At 60.1% G+C, this 21367-nt stretch carries 20 protein-coding genes and 2 pseudogenes; 17 read left to right on the forward strand and 5 right to left on the reverse strand.

What is annotated here, in order from left to right; all coding sequences use genetic code 11:
* Nucleotides 1-140: 140 nt before the first annotated feature.
* The 14 genes and pseudogenes from AB5Z02_RS14995 to exeN all read left to right on the forward strand — a co-directional run bounded on the left by AB5Z02_RS14995 (nt 141) and on the right by exeN (nt 14067).
* Complete coding sequence (locus tag AB5Z02_RS14995; protein ID WP_368216344.1) at nt 141-1709, forward strand: ExeA family protein; 1569 nt, start codon at nt 141-143, stop codon at nt 1707-1709.
* A complete protein-coding gene (gene exeB / locus AB5Z02_RS15000) occupies nt 1709-2404 on the forward strand; it encodes a GspB family T2SS assembly factor variant ExeB (protein WP_368216345.1) in 696 nt (231 codons plus the stop codon). The genes AB5Z02_RS14995 and exeB overlap by 1 nt, the downstream gene beginning before the upstream one ends.
* A gap of 228 nt (nt 2405-2632) precedes the next feature.
* Nucleotides 2633-3466: a GspC family type II secretion system variant ExeC gene (exeC, locus tag AB5Z02_RS15005; RefSeq protein ID WP_368216364.1), complete on the forward strand. Its 834-nt coding sequence runs from the start codon at nt 2633-2635 to the stop codon at nt 3464-3466.
* A 21-nt stretch (nt 3467-3487) separates the two neighbouring features.
* Nucleotides 3488-5527, forward strand: a complete 2040-nt coding sequence (gene exeD / locus AB5Z02_RS15010; RefSeq protein WP_064336999.1) for a GspD family T2SS secretin variant ExeD — start codon at nt 3488-3490, stop codon at nt 5525-5527.
* Nucleotides 5527-7032 (forward strand): GspE family T2SS ATPase variant ExeE, encoded by a 1506-nt coding sequence (gene exeE, locus AB5Z02_RS15015; RefSeq protein WP_040065841.1) that lies wholly within the window; start codon nt 5527-5529, stop codon nt 7030-7032. Before exeD ends, exeE begins: the two co-directional genes overlap by 1 nt.
* Nucleotide 7033: 1 nt before the next feature.
* Nucleotides 7034-8254, forward strand: a complete 1221-nt coding sequence (exeF, locus tag AB5Z02_RS15020) for a GspF family T2SS innner membrane protein variant ExeF (RefSeq protein ID WP_005338296.1) — start codon at nt 7034-7036, stop codon at nt 8252-8254.
* A 97-nt stretch (nt 8255-8351) separates the two neighbouring features.
* Complete coding sequence (gene exeG, locus AB5Z02_RS15025; RefSeq protein WP_005338297.1) at nt 8352-8783, forward strand: GspG family T2SS major pseudopilin variant ExeG; 432 nt, start codon at nt 8352-8354, stop codon at nt 8781-8783.
* Between the two features lie 38 nt (nt 8784-8821).
* Nucleotides 8822-9394, forward strand: a complete 573-nt coding sequence (exeH, locus tag AB5Z02_RS15030; RefSeq protein ID WP_368216346.1) for a GspH family T2SS minor pseudopilin variant ExeH — start codon at nt 8822-8824, stop codon at nt 9392-9394.
* Nucleotides 9391-9750, forward strand: coding sequence for a GspI family T2SS minor pseudopilin variant ExeI (gene exeI, locus AB5Z02_RS15035; RefSeq protein WP_368216347.1), 360 nt, complete (start codon nt 9391-9393; stop codon nt 9748-9750). The genes exeH and exeI overlap by 4 nt, the downstream gene beginning before the upstream one ends.
* Nucleotides 9747-10394, forward strand: a pseudogene (gene gspJ / locus AB5Z02_RS15040) (type II secretion system minor pseudopilin GspJ); the annotation flags it as partial. The gene exeI and the pseudogene gspJ, both read left to right, overlap by 4 nt.
* 112 nt (nt 10395-10506) lie before the next feature.
* On the forward strand, nt 10507-11508 hold the full coding sequence (gene exeK, locus AB5Z02_RS15045; RefSeq protein ID WP_368216349.1) for a GspK family T2SS minor pseudopilin variant ExeK: 1002 nt from the start codon (nt 10507-10509) through the stop codon (nt 11506-11508).
* A 122-nt stretch (nt 11509-11630) separates the two neighbouring features.
* A complete protein-coding gene (exeL, locus tag AB5Z02_RS15050) occupies nt 11631-12815 on the forward strand; it encodes a GspL family type II secretion system protein ExeL (RefSeq protein WP_368216350.1) in 1185 nt (394 codons plus the stop codon).
* The gene (exeM, locus tag AB5Z02_RS15055) at nt 12812-13303 is read left to right on the forward strand and encodes a GspM family type II secretion system protein ExeM (RefSeq protein WP_204479835.1); all 492 of its coding nucleotides are present in this window, start codon (nt 12812-12814) and stop codon (nt 13301-13303) included. Before exeL ends, exeM begins: the two co-directional genes overlap by 4 nt.
* Nucleotides 13300-14067, forward strand: coding sequence for a GspN family type II secretion system protein ExeN (gene exeN, locus AB5Z02_RS15060; protein ID WP_368216352.1), 768 nt, complete (start codon nt 13300-13302; stop codon nt 14065-14067). The genes exeM and exeN overlap by 4 nt, the downstream gene beginning before the upstream one ends.
* Nucleotides 14068-14130: 63 nt before the next feature.
* Here the strand turns inward: exeN and AB5Z02_RS15065 are convergent, their stop codons facing one another.
* The 5 genes and pseudogenes from AB5Z02_RS15065 to AB5Z02_RS15085 all read right to left on the reverse strand — a co-directional run.
* Nucleotides 14131-14775, reverse strand: coding sequence for a 3-keto-L-gulonate-6-phosphate decarboxylase UlaD (locus tag AB5Z02_RS15065; RefSeq protein WP_368216353.1), 645 nt, complete (start codon nt 14773-14775; stop codon nt 14131-14133).
* A 125-nt stretch (nt 14776-14900) separates the two neighbouring features.
* On the reverse strand, nt 14901-15593 hold the full coding sequence (locus AB5Z02_RS15070; protein ID WP_368216354.1) for an L-ribulose-5-phosphate 4-epimerase: 693 nt from the start codon (nt 15591-15593) through the stop codon (nt 14901-14903).
* A gap of 40 nt (nt 15594-15633) precedes the next feature.
* The gene (locus tag AB5Z02_RS15075; protein ID WP_368216355.1) at nt 15634-16110 is read right to left on the reverse strand and encodes a PTS sugar transporter subunit IIA; all 477 of its coding nucleotides are present in this window, start codon (nt 16108-16110) and stop codon (nt 15634-15636) included.
* 44 nt (nt 16111-16154) lie between these two features.
* Entirely contained in the window at nt 16155-16670 is a 516-nt protein-coding gene (locus AB5Z02_RS15080; RefSeq protein ID WP_368216365.1) for a hypothetical protein, read from the reverse strand.
* A pseudogene (locus AB5Z02_RS15085) lies at nt 16671-17969 on the reverse strand (PTS ascorbate-specific subunit IIBC); the annotation flags it as partial.
* Nucleotides 17970-18418: 449 nt separating this feature from the next.
* On the opposite strand from AB5Z02_RS15085, the gene ulaG reads away from it, so the two are divergent.
* The 3 genes from ulaG to AB5Z02_RS15100 all read left to right on the forward strand — a co-directional run bounded on the left by ulaG (nt 18419) and on the right by AB5Z02_RS15100 (nt 21317).
* Nucleotides 18419-19486 carry an L-ascorbate 6-phosphate lactonase gene (gene ulaG, locus AB5Z02_RS15090; protein ID WP_021229099.1) on the forward strand — a complete coding sequence of 356 codons (1068 nt, stop codon included), beginning with the start codon at nt 18419-18421 and terminating at the stop codon, nt 19484-19486.
* 119 nt (nt 19487-19605) lie between these two features.
* Nucleotides 19606-20430, forward strand: coding sequence for a Cof-type HAD-IIB family hydrolase (locus AB5Z02_RS15095; RefSeq protein ID WP_368216356.1), 825 nt, complete (start codon nt 19606-19608; stop codon nt 20428-20430).
* A gap of 14 nt (nt 20431-20444) precedes the next feature.
* Entirely contained in the window at nt 20445-21317 is an 873-nt protein-coding gene (locus tag AB5Z02_RS15100) for an L-ribulose-5-phosphate 3-epimerase (protein ID WP_368216357.1), read from the forward strand.
* Nucleotides 21318-21367: the final 50 nt, after the last annotated feature.

The raw sequence follows: 21367 nt of genomic DNA on the forward strand, positions 1-21367 counted from the left end.
ATGACGCAACCGGGATCACAAGATGGCAGGAAAAGGCCGCAATTTGCCCTTCGGCGCCAATGATGGCTTCCAATGAAAGCGAGGTTTGCTATCATCCGGAGACATTTTTCATCTGTCGCCGGCTACAAAAGAATACCCTCATGTACACACAGTTCTTCGGCCTCTCGGAACACCCGTTTTCCATCTCGCCCAATCCCAAGTACCTCTATATGAGCGAGCGCCACGGCGAAGCCCTTGCTCATCTCAACTATGGATTGCAGGATGGCGGCGGCTTTGTGCTGCTGACCGGCGAAGTGGGCACCGGCAAAACCACAGTCTCCCGCTGCCTGCTGCAACAGCTCCCCGCCGAGACCGAGATCGCCTACATCCTCAACCCCTCCCTGACCGAACGGGATCTGCTGGCCGCCATCTGCGACGAGTTTCAACTCCCCTATCCCGAAGATGCCGGGATCAAGCGGCTGTTCGACCTTATTCGCGATCACCTGCTGGCCAACCTGGCGGCAGGCAAGCGCAGCGTGGTACTGGTGGATGAGGCGCAGCACCTGCTGCCCGGCGTACTGGAGCAGCTGCGTCTGCTCACCAACCTCGAAACCGACGAACGAAAACTGCTGCAAGTGGTGCTGATCGGTCAGCCCGAGCTGCAACAGATGCTGCGCCAACCCCTGCTGCGTCAGCTGGCCCAGCGCATTACCGCCCGCTATCACCTGCTGCCGCTCTCTCACAGCGATGTGGATGCCTACGTCCGCTTCCGGCTGCAAGTTGCAGGCTGCGTACAACCCATCTTTACCCCGCGCGCCATCAAGACGCTCCATCGCCTGAGTGGCGGCATCCCCCGTTTCATCAACCTCATCTGTGACCGCGCCCTGATCGCCGCTTTCGCCCGTGGCAGCTACAAAATTATCCACAGCGATATCAGCCAGGCCGCCTTCGAGGTCAATGGCGTGCGGGACGAAGGAAGCTGGGCCTCCGGTCTGATGGTGACGCTGGCGGGCGCCCTGCTGGTGGCCGCAGGCTGGTGGGGCTGGCAATTTTTCGGCGTGTTCCCCACCCGTCCGGTAGTCAAGGTCGAGGTGCCGGTCACCATCGACGAGACCGCCGAGCAGCAGGAGCAGCTGACCGAGGCGATCAATCAGGCCATCGACCCCGACAGCGCCATGCAGAATCTCTATCGGGTCTGGGGTTATGAACCGGAACCGTTCGAGGCAACCTGCGACAACGCCCCCCGTGCTGGTCTGCGCTGCCAGGAGGGAGAGGCAAGCCTCGACGAGCTGCGCGCCTTGCAGTATCCCGCCATGATCACGCTCACTGACCCGACTGGCGGCCTCTACTACGCGACCCTGGTCAATCTGGGACCGGGCAAGGCCAGCCTGATGATAGGTGACCAGAGCTGGCAGGTGGATCGCCAGTGGCTCAGCGACAACTGGGGCGGCAGCTACACCCTGCTCTGGCGCATGCCGAAAGGGGGCGTCAGCCTGATCGCCAGCAATGCCGGTCAGACCCAGATCCAGTGGCTCGACAACGCCCTGAGCCGTGCGCTGCAGCAACCCGAGCGCAAGGTGCGCCGTTTCGATGGCGAGCTCAAGAACAAGCTGCAGCAGTTCCAGCGGGCTCAGGGGCTCACCCCTGATGGCATCGCGGGCAGCAACACCCTGCTGCGTCTCAACGCCCTCTCCGGTGAACCCATGCCCAGACTGGAGGAGGCCTCCTGATGTCTACACTGCTCAAGGCGCTGCGCCGTGCGCAGCAACCGCAACTCTCCGCCCATATTCCGGCCATCGGCTTGCCCATGCCCCGGGAAGAGGAGCGCAGCCCACGCCGCATTGGCTGGCTGCTGGCTCCCCTGGCCCTGTTGCTGGGGGCGGGCGCCAACTATGGCTGGCATCTGCTCCACCTGCGCCCCATCGAGGAGAAGGTGGAGGTGAAAGAGGTGATCACTCCACCCTTCGTGCGGGTCGAACCCAAGGCGATGGTGACCCGTCCGCTACCCCCTCCCCTGCCGGAGCCGGTGGTACAACCCAGAGCAGTGGCCAAAAACGAGGGGGTCAGTCAGGGGAATACCTCCACGCTGAGTCTGGCCGAGCAGCTGATGAAAGCCCTCAATGAAACCCCATTGCAGGAGACGCCACACGCCACCGGCCAGAACAACGTGCAACCGGCCCAGTTGATGGCGCTGGGCTCGGCACCACAATCGGTGCGCCAGCAGGTACCGCAATTGAACTATGGCTCTCATGTATTCTCCTCCAACCCCGCCAAGCGCGCCGTGGTGCTCAATGGCCGGGAATACCGGGAGGGGAGCGAAATCGCCCCGGGAGTCGTGCTCGCCACCATCGACCAGCAATACATAGTGCTGCAGGTCGCCGGACAGAGCGTGACCCTTAAGGCGCTGCAGGATTGGCGAGGATGAGTACGCACCGTACCCTGATGTTCGCTGGCAAGCAGCGATACACCTCACCTGAGTGCCACTTTTGTGAGCATTCAAAGGTTTACGGTGTGATGAAATATCCATTTTTACGGTTTGGCGCGCCCCGACCCGTTGTGTCACAGCACTCCGCCGTACACAATACGCAGCCGCCCCAGAGCCTGGAATTTGTTGATTAATATGACGCTACGATTCAGGGATGACATCTTGACCATGCTGCTGGCCCAGTGCCGACGGCTTCCCATGACCAGAGTCACCCAGGTGGCCTTTCTGGCGCTGCTGATCATGCTGGCCCAGCAGAGCGCCGCCCTCACCTGGCGTCTGCTCACCCTGGCAAGCCCGCAAACCAGCCAACCGTGGCAACCCTCCGCCGTGGCGGTCAGCGGCCAGAGCAACCCGCGCCTTGAACTGGGCGAGGTGAGCCGAATGGCACTGTTTGGCAAGGCAATCCCCAAGGCGCAAGCCAAAGCCGCCGTGGCCGCCAATGCGCCGCGTACCCAGCTCAATGCCCAGCTCAACGGAGTGTTAGCGAGCTCGGATCCCGCCAAATCCATCGCCATCATCGCCATGTCCGGCATCCAGAACTCCTATGGGGTCGGTGACATGATTGACGGCACCCAGGCGCGGATCCGGCAGGTCTATCCGGATCGGGTGATCATCGAGCGGGATGGCCGCGACGAGACGCTGATGCTGGATGGCGAGGAGTATGGCAAGCCGCTGCCGCAGACCAACTCCGCCCCCCTTGGCTCCCTGCGCAGCGAGCTGATGGCCGATCCGGGCAAGATCACCGATTACCTCAATATTTCACCGGTTCAGGTGGATGGCCGCATGACCGGCTATCGCCTCAATCCGGGCAGCAATCCTGAGTTTTTCAACCAGAGCGGGCTGCAGGCCAATGACCTGGCCATCAGCATCAACGGGCTGGATTTACGGGACAACATGCAAGCCATGCAGGCGATGCAGCAGATGGCTGGCGCAACGGAAATGACAGTGACCGTCGAGCGACAGGGCGAACAGTTCGACATCTATGTGCGCTTGTCAGAATAATGATTTGGAGTCGTACCAATAATGACCACTAAAGGGAAAAGCTGGCGTCTGGCCACTATCGCAGCGGCACTGATGATGGCGGGCTCAGCTTGGGCCACCGAATACTCTGCCAGTTTCAAGAACGCCGACATTGAAGAGTTCATCAATACGGTGGGCAAGAACCTCAATAAAACCATCATCATAGAGCCCTCGGTGCGCGGCAAGATCAACGTGCGCAGCTACGACCTGCTCAATGAGGAGCAGTACTACCAGTTCTTCCTGAGCGTGCTCGATGTCTACGGCTTTGCCGTGGTGCCGATGGACAACGGGGTGCTCAAGGTGCTGCGCTCGCGGGATGCCAAGACCTCCGCCATTCCGGTGGTGGATGGCAGCAACCCGGGCTCCGGCGACGAGATGGTGACCAGAGTCGTGCCGGTGCGCAACGTCTCGGTCCGTGAACTGGCGCCACTGCTGCGCCAGCTCAACGACAACGCCGGTGGTGGCAACGTGGTGCACTACGAGCCCTCCAACGTGCTGCTCATCACCGGCCGCGCCGCCGTGGTCAACCGCTTGGTGGAAGTGGTGAACCGGGTCGACCGCGCAGGCGATCAGGATGTGGACATCATCAAGCTCAAGTTCGCCTCGGCGGGGGAAATGGTGCGACTGGTGACCAACCTCAACAAGGATGGCAACCCCCAAGGCGGCACCGCCTCCCTGCTGCTCTCCCCCAAGGTGGTGGCCGACGAGCGCACCAACTCTGTGGTGGTGAGTGGTGAGCCGAAAGCGCGCGCCCGCATCATCCAGATGGTGCGCCAGCTCGACCGCGACCTGCAGAGCCAGGGCAACACCCGGGTCTTCTACCTCAAATATGGCAAGGCCAAAGACATGGTCGAGGTGCTCAAGGGCGTCAGCTCCAGCATCGAGGCCGACAAGAAGGGCGGCGGCGCAACCACAGGTGGCGCCAGTATCGGCGGTGGCAAGCTGGCCATCTCCGCTGACGAGACCACCAATGCGCTGGTCATCACCGCCCAGCCGGACGTGATGTCCGAACTGGAGCAGGTGGTGGCCAAGCTCGATATCCGCCGCGCCCAGGTGCTGGTGGAGGCGATCATCGTCGAGATGCAGGATGGCGACGGCCTCACCCTTGGCGTCCAGTGGGGCAATGCCAACGGTGGTGGCACCCAGTTCACCAACTCAGGTCTGCCCCTCGGCAGCGCCATTGCGGCGGGCAAGGATTACCAGAATGGCAAGACCGACACCGCTGCCGGTCTGCTGAAAGAGTTCAACGGCATGGCCGCCGGTTTCTATCACGGCGACTGGGCCATGCTGGCCACGGCGCTGGCCTCCAATACCAAGAACGATATTCTCTCCACCCCGAGTATCGTCACCATGGACAACAAGGAGGCCTCTTTCAACGTCGGTCAGGAGGTCCCGGTCCAGAGCGGTTCGCAAAGCTCCACCACCAGCGATCAAGTGTTCAACACCATCGAGCGCAAGACGGTGGGCACCAAGCTGGTGGTGACCCCGCAGATCAACGAAGGGGATTCGGTGCTGCTCAATATCGAGCAGGAGGTCTCCAGCGTCGCCCAGACCCAGGCGACCGGTACTGCCAACCTTGGCCCCACTTTCGATACCCGTACCGTCAAGAACGCGGTGCTGGTGAAAAGTGGCGAAACCGTGGTGCTGGGCGGTTTGATGGACGAACAGACCAAGGAGCAGGTCTCCAAGGTGCCCTTGCTTGGCGATATCCCGGTGCTGGGCTATCTGTTCCGCTCCACCTCCAACACCACCTCCAAGCGCAACCTGATGGTCTTTATCCGGCCAACCATCTTGCGTGATGCGGACGTCTATACCGGTGTCTCCAGCAACAAGTACTCCCTGTTCCGCGCCGAGCAGCTCAATGCCGCCTCGCAGGAGGGGTATCTCACCTCCCCCGCCCGTCAGGTATTGCCTGCCTATGGCCAGGATGTGATGGTGTCGCCCGAGCTGCAAAAAGAGATCCAGAAGCAGATCAACGAGATGCGGAGCAGACAGCAGAACACTGTCGAGACCACCACCCCGTTTGTGCAGAGTAAGCCCTGATGAGTGCCTACCATCTGGATGGAAGCGCCGGGCCTGCGCCACTGCCCGAGCTCCCCTTTGTCTTTGCCCGCAACTTCGGGGTGATCCTGATTGAGCGGGACGGCGCCCCCGTGCTGCAGTGCCGCCCTGGCGTCACCCCGCAGGCCCTGCTGGAAGTACGGCGAGTCGCGGGTTGCAGCTTCGCGGTGGAGCAGCTCGACAACGAGGCCTTCGAAGAGCTGCTGATGGCCCACTACCAGCGAGACTCCTCCGAGGCGCGCCAGCTGATGGAAGATCTCGGCAACGAGATGGACTTCTTCGCGCTGGCCGAAGAGCTGCCCCAGAGCGAAGATCTGCTGGATGCCGACGACGATGCCCCCATCATTCGCCTCATCAACGCCATGTTGAGCGAGGCGATCAAGGAGGAGGCCTCCGATATCCATATCGAGACCTTCGAGCGGGCACTGGTGATCCGTTTTCGCATCGACGGGGTGCTGCGGGAGATCCTGCGCCCCCATCGCAAGCTAGCCTCACTCCTGGTCTCCCGGATCAAGGTGATGTCGCGGATGGATATCGCCGAGAAGCGAGTGCCGCAGGATGGCCGTATCTCGTTGCGTATCGGCGGCCGCGCCGTCGACGTGCGGGTCTCCACCATGCCGTCCAGCTACGGCGAGCGGGTGGTATTGCGTCTGCTCGACAAGAACAACGTGCGCCTCGAGCTCAAGCAGCTGGGGATGACCGCGGCCAACCGCACCATCATCAGCGAGCTTATTCGCAAGCCCCACGGCATTATTCTGGTCACCGGCCCGACCGGTTCCGGTAAATCCACCACCCTCTATGCGGCGCTGTCAGAAATCAACTCGCGGGATCGCAACATCCTGACGGTGGAAGACCCCATCGAGTATGACCTCGAAGGGGTGGGCCAGACCCAGGTCAATACCAAGGTGGACATGACCTTCGCCCGCGGCCTGCGCGCCATCTTGCGTCAGGATCCGGATGTGGTGATGGTGGGGGAAATTCGAGATCTGGAAACCGCCCAGATTGCGGTGCAGGCGTCGCTGACCGGTCACCTGGTGATGTCGACCCTGCACACCAACACCGCCATCGGCGCCATCACCCGGATGCGGGACATGGGAATCGAGCCCTTCCTGCTCTCCTCGTCGCTCTTGGCGGTGCTGGCCCAGCGGCTGGTGCGCACCCTCTGCCCCGATTGTCGCGCCCCGCGCCCCATCACCGAGCAGGAACGCCTCGCCATGGGCATCGAGCTGGCCCCCGATCAGCAGGTGTGGCGTCCGGTCGGCTGCGAGTTGTGCAACCACACCGGCTACCGTGGCCGGACCGGCATCCACGAGCTGGTGGTGATCGATGAAGCGGTGCGTGAAGCCATTCACAGCGCCAGCGGCGAGCTCGCCATCGAGCGGCTGATCCGCGGCCACACCCCCAGCATCCGCCGTGACGGCATCGACAAGGTCCTCAAGGGGCAGACCAGCCTCGAAGAGGTACTGCGCGTGACCCGGGAAGATTGAGATGGCGGCATTCGAATACAAGGCCCTCGACAACAAGGGGCGCAGCAAGAGCGGCGTGATGGAGGGCGACTCGGCCCGTCAGGTGCGCCAGCTGCTGCGCGAACAGGGGCTCACCCCCCTCGAGGTGAACGAGACCACCGAGAAGGCGAAACGGGAGGCGACCCGCTTCGCCCTGTTTCGGCGCGGTGCCAGCACTGCCGAGCTGGCTCTGATCACTCGCCAGCTGGCGACCCTGGTGGGGGCCGGTCTCACCATCGAAGAGGCGCTCAAGGCGGTGGCCGAGCAGTGCGAAAAGGCCCACTTGCGCTCTCTGGTGGCGACCGTGCGCAGCAAGGTAGTGGAAGGGTATTCGCTGGCCGACTCGCTGGGGGCTTTTCCCCATGTATTCGACCAACTGTTTCGCTCCATGGTGGCGGCCGGTGAAAAATCGGGCCATCTGGAGAAGGTGCTCAACCGCCTCGCTGACTACACCGAGCAGCGCCAGCATATGCGCACCAAGCTGCTGCAGGCGATGATCTACCCCATCGTATTGACCTGCGTCGCTATCGGGGTTATCTCGATCCTGCTCACCGCCGTGGTGCCCAAGGTCGTTGCCCAGTTTGAACACATGGGTCAGCAGCTGCCGGGCACCACCCGTTTTCTCATCGGCACCAGCGAGCTGATGCAGGCCTACGGCCTCTGGTTCCTGCTGCTGATCTTCCTTGGCAGCTTTGTCTGGCGCTGGTGGCTCACCGATGAAAAGCGCCGCCGACGCTGGCATCAGGTGCTGCTCGGCCTGCCGGTGATTGGCCGGGTCAGCCGCGGCCTTAACACCGCCCGTTTCGCCCGTACGTTAAGCATCCTCAACGCCAGTGCGGTGCCGCTGCTGGAGGGGATGAAGATCTCCGGCGAAGTGCTCTCCAACGACTTTGCCAGAATGCGCATTCTCGAGGCCGCCGAACGGGTGCGCGAGGGGACCAGTCTGCGCAAGTCGCTGACCGAGACCAAGATTTTCCCGCCCATGATGCTGCACATGATCGCCTCCGGCGAGCAGAGCGGCGAGCTCGACAGCATGCTGGAGCGGGCGGCGGACAACCAGGATCGGGAGTTTGAATCTCAGGTCAACATCGCCCTCGGGGTGTTCGAACCCATGCTGGTGGTCTCCATGGCCGGGGTGGTGCTGTTTATCGTGATGTCGATCCTGCAGCCGATCCTCGAGCTCAACAATATGGTGAATATGTAAGTTTCCGGCGTTCGGTGGCGCCGCTGGCGGCCCGTCGAACCCACCCAGTGATCACTCTCTGATGGGCCATCCCATCTCATTCGTTACGGAGCAACTCATGAACAAACGTCGTCAATCCGGTTTTACCCTGCTGGAAGTCATGGTGGTCATCGTGATCCTCGGCATTCTGGCCAGTCTGGTGGTGCCCAACCTGATGGGCAACAAGGAGAAAGCTGACCAGCAGAAAGCGGTCTCCGATATCGTGGCGCTGGAAAACGCCCTCGACATGTACAAGCTGGACAACAACCGCTACCCGACTACCGAACAGGGGCTGGATGCGCTGGTGACCAAGCCCTCCATCGATCCGGCGCCGCGCAGCTACCGCGATGGCGGCTACATCAAGCGCCTGCCGCAAGATCCCTGGGGCAACCCGTACCAGCTGCTGAGCCCGGGCCAGTTCGGCAAGATCGACATCTTCTCCATGGGTCTGGATGGTGAAGCCGGTACCGATGACGACATCGGCAACTGGAACCTGAAGGATTTCCAATAAGTGATATGCCGCCACCGCACTCCTTGTGAGCTGACTGCATGAAGCGCTCTCTCTCCTTTCATCGCCAATCCGGCTTTACTCTGCTGGAAGTGTTGCTGGTCGCCATGCTGATGGGGCTGGTAGCCACCGCCGTCACTCTCAGCATGGGAGGCGCCAGAGGAGATCGGGAGCTGGACAAGCAGGCGCGCCGCCTGATGGCGACGCTGCAGCTGGCGCAGGAGTATGCGGTGATGGATGGTCGGCTGGTAGGCATTCGTATCGAGGATAACGGCTGGCAGTTTATGCAGCGTCAGGCCAAGGATCGCAAGTGGCTGGCCCTGACTGGCGACAAGCAACTTGGGCCGGTGCAACTGGCCGAGAACATGACGCTGGTGCTGGAGCTGGAAGGCTTTGGCTGGCAGCCGGACTCCGACGAGAAAATCGAACAGAAGCGCGACGAAAAGGAGCGCACGCCGCAGCTACTGATCTTCCCGGGCGGCGAGCTGAGCCCGTTCGTGCTCACCTTCACCCAGCAGGATGACGATGCCCGCTACACCCGCATCGTCAAGGGGGACGAGTTCGGCCGCCTCACCCTGCTCACCGGCGATGAGGATGAAGAGGTGACAGAGTGAACGCCCGCGGTATGACACTACTCGAAGTCATGGTGGCGCTGGCAGTCTTTGCCATCGCGGGTCTGGCGGTAATGAAAACCGCCAGCGAACACCTCTCGGCCCTCAACTATCTGGAGCAGAAGACACTCGCCACCTGGGTGGTAGAGAACCAGCTGGTGCAACAGAAGCTCGAAAACAAGTGGCCCGGAGACAGCTGGGTGGAAGGGGATGAGCAGATGGCCGGGCAGACTTGGTACTGGCGCTATCGCGGTGTCGCCACCGCAGACAACAACTTCCGGGCACTCGATATGGAAGTGCGCACCGAGGCCAAGGCCGAGAACCCGGTCGCCATGATGCGGACCTATCTCAGCCGATGACCCAGCTATCCGCCCGCACGCCTCGCCCCGTCCGTCACGCCGGTTTCACCCTGCTCGAAATGCTGGTGGCGATCGCCATCTTCGCCAGCCTCAGCATGGGCGCCTATCAGGTGCTGCAGGGGGTGCTCACCAGCGACGAGGTAGCCAAGCGCAAGGAGGCCCGCCTCAACGAATTGCAGCTCGCCTTCACCCTGCTGGAGCGAGACATCACCCAGATGGTGCCGCGCAGCGGTCGCATCGAGGGGGAGAACAACAAGGTGCTGCTGGCGGCTTCCCGGTTCGGCCAGCAGAGCGATGACTGGGGCATGGCCTTTATGCGCAGTGGCTGGCTCAACCCGGACGGCATGCTGCCTCGCTCCCATCTGCAACGGGTCGGTTGGCGCCTCAAGGATCAGAAGCTGGAGCGCCTGAGCTATCTCTATCCGGATCCGGTGATCGGCACCGAGCCACGCATCCAGCCGGTGCTGGCGGGAGTCACGGCGTTTCGCCTCTACTTCTTCGACAAGGGCAACTGGAAAGAGGAGTGGACCCAGCGCAGCGTACTGCCCCACGGGCTGGCAGTGGAGCTGGATCTGGAAGATTACGGCACCATTCGCCGCCAGTTCCTGATTGGTGCCGGTGGCCAGCGCGCCGAAGAGAACAGCCAGAGCAGCAACCCCGACCAGGGGGGCGGCAACAACAGCAATAACGGGAACAACGGCGGCAACGGCAATACCAATGGCGGTAATGGTGACAGCCAGAACGGAGGGGGCGCCAATGCGGGCTAATCTCGCCGCCCCCGGTCACCAGCGCGGCATGGCGCTGCTGGTGGTGCTGCTGATCCTCTCGGTGATGGTGATCATTGCCAGCAATATGAGCGGCCGCCTGCAGCTTGAGCTGCGCCGCACCGCCAACATCACCACCGGCAAACAGGCGTGGTGGTATGCCCTCTCGGCGGAAGCGCTGGTGAGCAAGGTGCTGACGCAGGATTTCAAGGACAACCCCGAGGTGGTCAACCTCAGCCAGAACTGGGCCCGCAAGAACACTGTGTTTCCGGTGGACGATGGCCAGCTCAAGGGCGAGGTGACCGACCTGCAATCCTGCTTCAACCTCAACAGCCTGAGCGTGGCCTCCAAGGCGGGAAGCGGCGAGGAGCTGGCGCAGCAGCCCTATCCGGTGCAGGTGTTTCGCGAACTGCTCAAGCAGCTGGCGATGGATGATTACGAGGCGACCCAGCTCACCGATGCTATTCGTGACTGGACCGACAAGGATACGGTGCTGGTCTCCAGCCTTGGTGCAGAGGACGCCTATTACGAGGGGCTCAAGCCACCCTATCTGACCGCCAACCAGTGGATGCTGGGCAAGGATGAGCTGAGGGCGGTGCGCGGGGTGACGGCCAGGGTCTATGCCAAACTGGCCCCCTACGTCTGCACCCTGCCCAACGACAAGTTGAAGATCAATATCAATACCCTTGCCCCCCAGCGCCCCGAGCTGCTGGTTGCCCTCTATCTGGGAACTATCGGGCTGGATGACGCCAAGCGAGTGCTGAACGAGCGGCCACAGAAGGGGTGGAAAGAGAGCAAGCTGATGACGGACATGCTCGCTCCGGTCGATTCGGTGAAAGGACTGAAAGAGGCGCTGGTGGTCAAGAGCGACTTCTTCGAAGCCCGAGTCGTGGCAGAGGTCGGCGACAACCGGGCCTGGCTCGAAACCCTGTTCCAGCGGGGCAAGGACAATAAACTGGTGATGCTGCGCCGGCTCAGTAGCGGCGCCGAATAAACAGCGCACCTGCAGGCCATCGCCTGCGGGTACGAGAGATGTTGGATGCAGCCTGCGGGCTGCGCACCGGTTGCCAGGGCGCACAACGCCCTTTGCAAACCGGTATCGCAGGAGAGAGATGCGTGAGCGAAAGTCTGGTCATCCGACTGGGGACCAATAAACAACAACCCGTGGCCTGGCTGGTCTGGTCCGGTCAGGAGCAGGAGATCATCGCCTCCGGCACCCTGCCCTCGGCCGATGCCCTGAGCGAGCTGCAGGAGCGGGCCGGTGGCCGCCCCGTGGTCACGCTAGTGCCGGGCAGCGATCTGATCTTCCGGCGCGTCACCCTGCCGGGTCGCTACAACCGCCAGTCGGCAGCGGCCCTCCCCTACCTGCTGGAGGAGCAGATCGCCTCCGATGTGGACGAACTCCATCTGGTGGTGCTGGCCCATGAGGGCCAGCAGGTGGATCTGATGGCGGTGGATCGGCAGAAGATGGCCGAGTGGCTCGGCTGGCTCGATGCCGCTGGCCTCAAGAGCCTGCAACTGCTGCCCGATGTGCTGGCGCTGCCACAGGCCGCTGATGGCTGGTCTGCGCTGCAACTCGGCAATGAGTGGCTGGTACGCCAAGGCCCCTGTCAGGGGATCGTCGCCGACGAACCGCTGCTGGCTATCTTGCTGGCAACCGAAACGGAGCCGGTCACCATCCACAGCCACACCCTGGTGCCCGCCATTGCCGCCGCCAACTGGCAGGCGGCGGAGCCGGAACTCCCCATGCTGCTGCTGGCCAAAGGGGCCCTCACCTGCCGCGCCAACCTGCTGACCGGCTCCTACCGGCCGCAGACCGAATATGCCCGCTACTGGTTGCAGTGGCGCAAGGTAGCCATCACCGCGGGTCTGTTGCTGCTGGTGGCCCTCGGCCAGCGCGGGGTACAGCTCTATCAGCTCACCGAGCAGGACAAGGCGCTGAAAGCGGAGATCCGTGCCGTCTATACCCGCATCTTCCCAGGGGAGAGCCGCATCGTGAACGTGCGCAGCCAGATGAACCAGCATCTGCAACAGATGGGACAGGCCCCGCAAAACGGCGTGCTGCTGATGCTCACCGAGCTGGCCCCCACCTTTGCCGAAGTCCCCGGCCTGAAACCACAGGTGATGCGCTTTGATGCCAGTCGCCGCGAGCTGCGGCTGCAGGTGACCGCTCCCGGCTTCGCCGAGATCGAGCGGTTCCGTGAGCTGGCTGGCAAGCAATTCGAGGTACAGCAAGGCGAGGTGCGCAGCACCGAGGGCAAGGTAGAGGGCGCACTGGTGCTCAAGGGTAAATCATCATGATGGAAAAATTGCAGAGCTGGTGGCACGGCATCACAGCACGGGAACAGCGGCTGGTGGTCGCAGGCGGCGTTCTGCTGCTGGTCGGTCTCTTCTACTGGAGCATCTGGCAGCCCATCGCCAACCGCATCGCAGAGCGGGAGCGGCAGGTGCAGAACCAGCAGCAGACCCTCGCCTGGCTCAAGGAGAAAGGTGAAGAGGTGCTGGCCATGCAGGGGGGTCAGGGGCGCCAGATAGACACCAGCGGCACCCTGGAAGGGGTGGTCAACCGCACCGCCTTCAACCACAAGATCAAGATTGCCCGGCTGCAACCCCAGGCGCAGGAGCTGCAAGTGTGGATCGACACTGTCCAGTTCGATGACTTGCTGCTCTGGCTCTCCACGCTGGTGGAGCAGCACGGCATTCAGGTTCAAATCATCGAGATCGCCCGCGAGGATCTGGCCCCGGGTCTGGTCAAGGTCAGACGTTTGCAGTTGAGTCGTCCACAATGAAAAAACGCATCCTGATTGCCAGCCTGTTTCTGGCCGCCTATCTGCTCTTCCTGCTGGCCACCCTGCCCGCGGCACTGGTGGCTCGCCATCTGCCGCTGCCTGCCAATGTTGCCAACCTGCTGAAACTGGAAGGGGTGAGCGGCACCCTCTGGAGTGGCCAGATTGCCCGACTGCAATATGCCAGCGAATCGGTGAACCAGCTGCGCTGGGATCTCAACGGCTGGTCGCTGCTGCGCTTCGCCCCCGAAGTGGCCATACGTTTTGGCGATCGCAACGGGCTGAACGGTCAGGGCATTGTCGGCTGGAATGGCGCCGCCTTCGGCCGGGACCTGACCCTCAACGCCCCCGCCCCCTGGTTGCTGAGCCGGGTGCCGATGCGCCTGCCGATCCCGTTCACCGTCAGCGGCCAGCTGCAGCTCAAAGTGGAGCAGTTTGCCCAGGGCAACCCCTGGTGTGACAACCTCTACGGCAACCTCGACTGGTACAACGCCAGCGCCGATACCCCGGCGGGCAAGCTGGATCTGGCTGACCCCGAGCTGAAACTCACCTGCCTCGACTCCAAACTGGTGGCTGAACTCAAGCAGAGCTCCGATGCGGTGCAGACCATGGGTCGCCTCGAGCTGCAACCCAATGGCCAATACCTGTTCCAGGGCACCCTGAAACCGGGCCCGGAACTGCCACCACAGATGCAGCAAGGGCTCCCCTTCCTCGGCCAGCCCGACAGTCAGGGCCGCTTCCCCCTGCGCTATCAGGGGTGGATCTAACCCCTGCTGCGACAAGGCCCCGGAGTATTTCCGGGGCCTTTATCCGCTAATAACCTGCTCCTGTTACCAATATTTGCTTATCTCTCGGCGCAACGCTTCGGCGGTTGCCTGACCGCTTTCCGATGCCAGTGCCCGTCCGGCGATAAAGGTCTTGGCCCGGATCCCTTCAAACAGATGGATATCTTCCGGCACGATACCGCCGGTGATCGACAGCTCCAGCCCCAGTTTGGAGAGTGCCCGCATCTTGCTCAAATCGGCCTGCGTCCAGCTGACTCCGGCCAACTCGGCATCCCGCGAGCGGTGATAGATAGCCTGGGTGATCCCCATATCGGCCCACTGTTTGGCATCATCCAGCGTCCAGTTGCCATAGATCTCGATCTGGATCTCCCCACCAAACTCGTCCGCGACTTTCTTGCATGCAGCAATGGTAGCGACATGTGCGGCGGCCGATACCGTGATCCAGTCAGCTCCGGCCGAGAAGGCCATGCGAGCCAGAATGGCACCACCATCTGTGGTCTTCATATCACACACGATAACGTGATCAGGATGACGCTCGCGCATGGTGCGTACCGCAGACATGCCTTCCGCAAAGGCCAGAATAGTGCCGACCTCGATCACCTCGACATAACCGGCAACGCGATCGGCAATATCCACGGCGGTAGCAAGATCGGTAGAATCCAGAGCAATCTGTAACATGGGTTTGGTCATACTATATTTCCTCAATTTAAAACCTTGGCTTAATTGATTGGCCCATTGATTTAAAGTCGATAAAGGGCCGTAACCTGATGTCACTAATATAAATAGATGGGTAATTTAAATAATGGGCCAACTAATTAACGCTGGCCGTAATAGGCATTCTCACCATGTTTTCTGAAATAGTGTTTGTCAGACAACGCCTGCGCAATATGGATGGCCGGATTCAACGCTCTGGTTGCCAGCGCCATGGTGGCGACCTCCTCCAGCACCAGCGCATTGTGCACCGCATCCACCGCACTCTTGCCCCAGCAAAACGGGGCATGGCCAGTAATGACCACGCCAGGCAAGGCCTGCGGATCCAGATCCCGTCGCTGAAATTCTTCGACAATGACCTTGCCGGTATTTTTTTCATAATCAACGCGAATTTCATCTTCGCTCAGCGGACGGGTGCAGGGAATATCGCCATAGAAATAATCGGCATGGGTGGTACCCAAGGCGGGAATATCCATTCCCGCTTGCGCCCAAATAGTGCCATGACGGGAATGGGTGTGCACAATACCGGAAATGCCTTTAAACGCTTTATATAAAACCAGATGGGTTGCGGTATCACTGGACGGGGATAAATGTCCATCGACGATCTGGCCTGCCAAATCAACCACCACGATATCGTCAACGGTCATATTGTCGTAAGAGACCCCCGACGGCTTGATGGCCACCACGCCCAGATTGCGATCAATCTGGGACACGTTGCCCCATGTCAGGGTAACCAGACCGTATCGGGGCAACAGCAGGTTGGCCTCCAGTACCGCCTCTTTCAATGAGTTGTACATTTCGTTCTCCTGGGCCCCTTGCGGGGCCGCGTTGGGTGCCTCAGACCACTTGCGCCAGCGCCTGATCAATGACGTTGAATACATCTGCCGTGCTTTGGCACGCTCGCAGCTTCTCGAGGTTGATCCCGCTCTCGCTGTTTTCATCCTCCAGCACCTGAGTCACCTCCATCAGCCCCTCCATGTGTTCATCCGAGGTGCTGCCCGCCAGCGTCACCAGCACGTCCACCGGCTCCTCTTCCCCTTCAAATTTCACTGGCGTAGTCAGGGTGACCAGTGCAAACGCCGTGCGATTGACTCCATCCTCCGGTCTTGCATGGGGCATCGCGAATTGGGGGGCAATCACGATATAGGGCCCCATTTTTTCAATGCTGCCGATGATCGCATCGTGGTAACGCTGCTCCACGGCGCCGGAGCGGATCAGCATGTCGGTGCCCAGCTTGATGGCGTTGCGCCAGTCGATGGCAGCCGCGTTGAGCAATACAGAGTTGTTTTCCATCAGAGATTGTTTGAATTTCATCTTGTTCTCCTTGCCCGCGGCCACATGCAGCGAGACTCATCGGCTTAATTTGCAAAGTTGTTCTTGATGATGCCCAGCAGTTCATCACCAAACGAATTGGGGTTGAGCATGTTCTGCACGCCCAGCACGAATTTGCCCTCACCGGGGCTCATCTCGCCGGCCAGATGCTTGGAAGAGACGATGATGTCGGTGGTCTGCAGCTTGGTTTTGTAATCGGCCACGGCGCAGGAGTCCATGACATGGGGCACGCCACGCTGCTCGAGAAACTTGCCGATCTTCATCTTCATCATCATGGATGAGCCCTGACCGTTGCCGCATACCGCCAGGATCCGCACTGCATGTCCCCCTTTGGCACTCTCGACTGGCGAGGCTGGCAGATCGGCCGCGTCTTCAGCCACGGCGGCACTAGGGACAGCCATATCCTCTTCCATCCGCAGGGTGCGGGAAGCGAAGTACATATAGAGCCCGGCGCCAGCCAGTAACACCACGAAGAACAGGGAAGATAGCGAGAGACCCTGCATGATCACCGGGAATACCAGCGCCCAGTCAGCCATCCCCATCCAGCCGTTGAAGCTGGTGCCATTGACCGCGAACAGGTGGATAGCCCAGGCAGAGCCAAGCACCTCGATGATCCCCATGACGAAGCAGATCTTCATCACTGCGCGCCAGCCGCCAAAGTGGTTGGCGAACACCCCTATGGTGGCGTTGGAGAAGAACATGGGAATGAAGCCCGGGATAATCATGATGGGCGCCTGGAATGCAAGCAGGGCAAGCACAGCAAGGAACTGACCGATAGCCCCCCACATGAAGCCAAAGACCATGGCATTCGGCGAGTAGGCGTAGATAGCGGCGCAATCGATTGCCAGGACGGCGTTGGGAATGACCCGTTCGGAGATCCCCTTGAAGGCCTAGGAGAGTTCGGCAACGAACATCCGCACCCCCACCACGATGACCTGAATAGCGACCGCAAACTTGAGACCGGTTTCGAGAATGTAGATGGACCAGTGAGTCTGGCCCGCCATCTGTTGCAGATTATCGAGGCCAAACGAGAGCAGGATGATACCGAAGAAGATGGTCATCACGATGGCGGTCGCCGTGATGCTGTCGTGGAAGATGTGCAGCCACTTTGGCAGCTTCAGGTGATCGACGCTCTCTTCCTTATTGCCCAGTTTCGGCGCCACCTTGGTGGCAATCCAGGAGGCAACCTGTTGCTGGTGGCCAATGGAGAACCCCGCCCCACCAGTTACTTCCTGAGTCGGCTTGAACATGATGTTGGAGGAGATCCCCCAATAGAGCGCCATGATAACGGCGGAATAGAGGATGGTTTCCCACATCGAGGCGCCCATCACCATATAGAAGACCGCGATGAGACCTACCTGCTGAAACATGATGTGGCCGGTCAGCATGATGGTGCGGATCCCGGTATAGCGCCGCAGCAACACCAGCAGAATATTGAGGGCAAGGGCCAGCAATACCGCATAGCCGACCCAGGAGTAGTTCTCTCCCATGGTTTCCATGGTCGCCATCATGGTGGTGTAGGGATCAATCACTGAACCGGTGAGGTGATGATATTCCGCAATTTTGTCCACCACCGGCTTGAAGCCTGCCACCAGCGTACTGGCGCCCACCTGCACCAGCATGAAACCGACGATGGTCTTCACAGTGCCCTTGACGACCGTCGTGCCATCCTGCTTGAGCAACAGGTAGCCAATACAGGTCACCAGCCCCAACAGCAGGGGTGCCTTGGTCATCACCTGACTGTAAAAGATGTAAAAAGCGTTGTAGAGGGTTTCCATATTTATGCTCCGTCCAGATGAGGACAACTCATGGCTATTGGATTGGTGCGGACATCTCACCATTCATATGGGCATTGCTTTACCTGACGCCCCGCGAGCAGATTCAACTGCCACCATTCACTATCAAATCCAAAATAATCATACATAATCACACTGTGATTTATTGTGATGAAGATCGAGGTCGAGAGAATCTCTTTTTTCCACCATCTGGATGTAAAATTTCGGTTAAAAGGGTACTCAAAGCTGCATGAAAGGATTCAATAAATCCCTAAAAATAGGCAATAAATAAGTAAATCCAATAAATACAAACACTTAAAAATGTACTCATCTCTTGATTGTGATATGCCGCAATTAATCTCACAAAACAATCACCACAATCATTGATAATCACAAGGACGGGTAATATAGTCACAACCAATCAAAGCAAATCACTGACTCGCAACCATGCAAGTCATGTCATCACCCGATGAATCACCACTGTGTGAACCATCCAAATCAGAAAGGTATGTGAGATGAGCAAGATTGAAGAAATCACCCGTGAATCGTGGATCCTCAGCACCTTCCCCGAGTGGGGCACCTGGCTGAATGAAGAGATTGAGCAGGAAGAGGTCAAACCGAATACCTTCGCCATGTGGTGGCTGGGTTGCACCGGTATCTGGCTGAAGTCTGCCGGCAATACCAACATCTCCATCGACTTCTGGTGCGGCACGGGCAAGCGAACCCATGGCAATCCCTACATGAACAAGCAGCACCAGATGATGCGGATGGGGGGCGTGCGCAAGCTGCAACCCAACCTGAGAACCTCACCTTTCGTGCTCGATCCGTTCGGGATTAAAGATATCGATGCGGTGCTCGCCACCCACGATCATGCCGACCATATCGACGTCAATGTGGCGGCTGCCGTGCTGCAAAACTGTGGTGAGCATGTGAAGTTCATCGGCCCGAAAGCCTGTGTCGACCTCTGGCTGCGCTGGGGGGTGCCTGCCGAGCGTTGTGTGGTGGCCCGCGTTGGTGACGAGATCCCGGTGGGCGATATCGTGATCCAGGTACTCGATGCCTTTGACCGTACCGCGCTGGTCACCCTGCCGGCGGGGGTCTCCTCCACCGACAAGAGCATTCTGGATGGCATGGATGATCGGGCAGTGAACTATCTGGTCAAGACATCCGGGGGCAACCTCTACCACTCGGGTGATTCTCACTACTCCAACTACTACGCCAAGCACGGCAATGACTACCAGATCGATGTGGCGCTGCTCTCTTATGGCGAGAACCCCCGCGGCGTGACCGACAAGATGACCTCATCAGACATCTTGCGGGCCGGGGAGTCCCTCAACACCAAGGTGGTGATCCCGTTCCACCACGATATCTGGGCCAACTTCCAAAGCGATCCCCGCGAGATCGAAGTGCTCTGGAACATGAAAAAGGATCGCCTCGGCTATCGCTTCAGCCCCTTCTTCTGGCAAGTCGGTGGCAAGTACACCTTCCCGACCGACCAGAGCAAGCTGCACTACCAGCACCCGCGCGGGTTCGATGACATCTTCATCGATGAGCCGGAGCTGCCTTACAAATCTTTCCTGTAAGCACACCCTGTCAGACGTCGGGTAATACGAGGGAGGGTGATGGAGATGGGCCAGCAAGGCGTCATCTCAATCACCCCCTCTATTGCCCCCACCTCACCGGATAATAAGAAGATCAGACGATGCGCTATCACGCCCTGGCCCTCGATCTCGATGGCACCACCCTGACCAGTGCTCACACCATCATGCCGGCCGTCAAAGAGGCCATCATGAGGATCAAGGAGCAGGCCACCGTCATGCTGGTCACCGGCAGACACCACACGGCAGCCCACCCCTATCACCACGAACTGGGGCTGACCACTCCCATCATCTGCTGCAACGGCACCTACGTTTACGACTACGACCGGCGCGCCGTGCTGGCAGAGAACGCCATTCCCCATCAGCTGGCACAGCGCTTTATCGCGCTGGCAAGGGAGCACCGGCTCAACCTCGTCATGTATGTCACTGACCGCATGGTCTACTCCGCTCATCAGCCGGTGCGCTACGTGGCGGCCCTGCAGCAGTGGGCCAGCGGCTTTGCGCCGCCGATCCAGCCGCAGGTAGCCAGTGTTGACTCGTTTGAAGATGAGCTGGCCAACAGCAGCCATGTCTGGAAGTTCGTGGCCGAGGGAGAGATCACCGCCATTCAGGCCTTCTCACATCACCCTTGGGTACGCGAACACTTCAGTGGCGAGCAGTCATGGGCCAATAGGGTCGATTTTGCCCGCCGCGGCAACAGCAAGGGAGCGCGACTGCAGGATTATCTGGACCAGCAAGGGATCAGCCCGGCGCGACTGGTCGCCATCGGCGACAACCACAACGACGCCTCCATGCTCTGCCTCGCAGGGATGGGCATCGCCATGGCCAATGCCGAGCCGGAGATTAAGCAGATGGCCAACCGGGTCACCTGCGAGAGCAACGACGAGGGCGGAATCCTCGAGGTATTGAACCGCTATTTCTCTATCTGAATGCAGGAGCTTGTATGCACCACTTTGACCATGCCTTACGCCTCGGCCTCTATGAAAAAGCCATGCCCTCTGCACTGGAGTGGCAAGAGAAAATTTTGTCGGCCAAGGAGCTTGGCTTTGATTTCATCGAGATATCCATTGATGAATCAGATGAAAAACTGCAACGGCTCGACTGGTCAGATAGCGAAATCTATCGGCTCAGACGCCTGTGCGAGCAGCACAGCTTGCCGTTGCACTCCATGTGCCTGAGCGCCCATCGCCGCTTTCCGTTTGGTTCGCAGGATCCGGCCATCCGCGCGCAGGCGGCCATCATCATGGAAAAAGCGATCAATCTGGCGTACAAGCTCGGCATTCGCTGCATCCAGCTGGCGGGCTACGACGTCTATTACGAACCGCAAAGCGACGAGACCCACCGCCACTTCGTCGACGGGATGAAGGCGGCAGCCAAAATGGCAGAACGGGCAGGCATCATGCTGGGTGTGGAGATCATGGATACCCCCTATCTCAACTCCCTCAGCAAATTCGAGGTGCTGAAAAAGCAGATCCCCTCCCCGTACTTCATGGCCTACCCGGATGTCGGCAATATCACCGGCTGGAACTATGACACCTGCACCGAGCTGCAACTGAGTGCGGACCATATCGTACAGATCCACCTCAAAGACACCCGCAAGGTAACGGCCAATGGCAGCGGGCAGTTCCGTGATCTGGTCATTGGCGAAGGAGAGGTCGACTTTGCCGCCATTTTCCATACTCTGGCAAAAATCGGTTACAACGGCCCCCTGGTGCTGGAGATGTGGGCCAAGGATGAAGCGTGGGCCAGCAACCTGAAAACGGCCAAGGGGCGACTGGTCGAACACGCTCGGCAAGCCGGTCTGGCGATCGCCTGAACGCCCGTTATCAGAAGAGTTAACAAGGTTGCTGTCATCGACACCTATGC

Origin of the sequence: Aeromonas sp. R2-3, assembly GCF_040908375.1 — a bacterium.
Taxonomy (GTDB): domain Bacteria; phylum Pseudomonadota; class Gammaproteobacteria; order Enterobacterales; family Aeromonadaceae; genus Aeromonas; species Aeromonas veronii.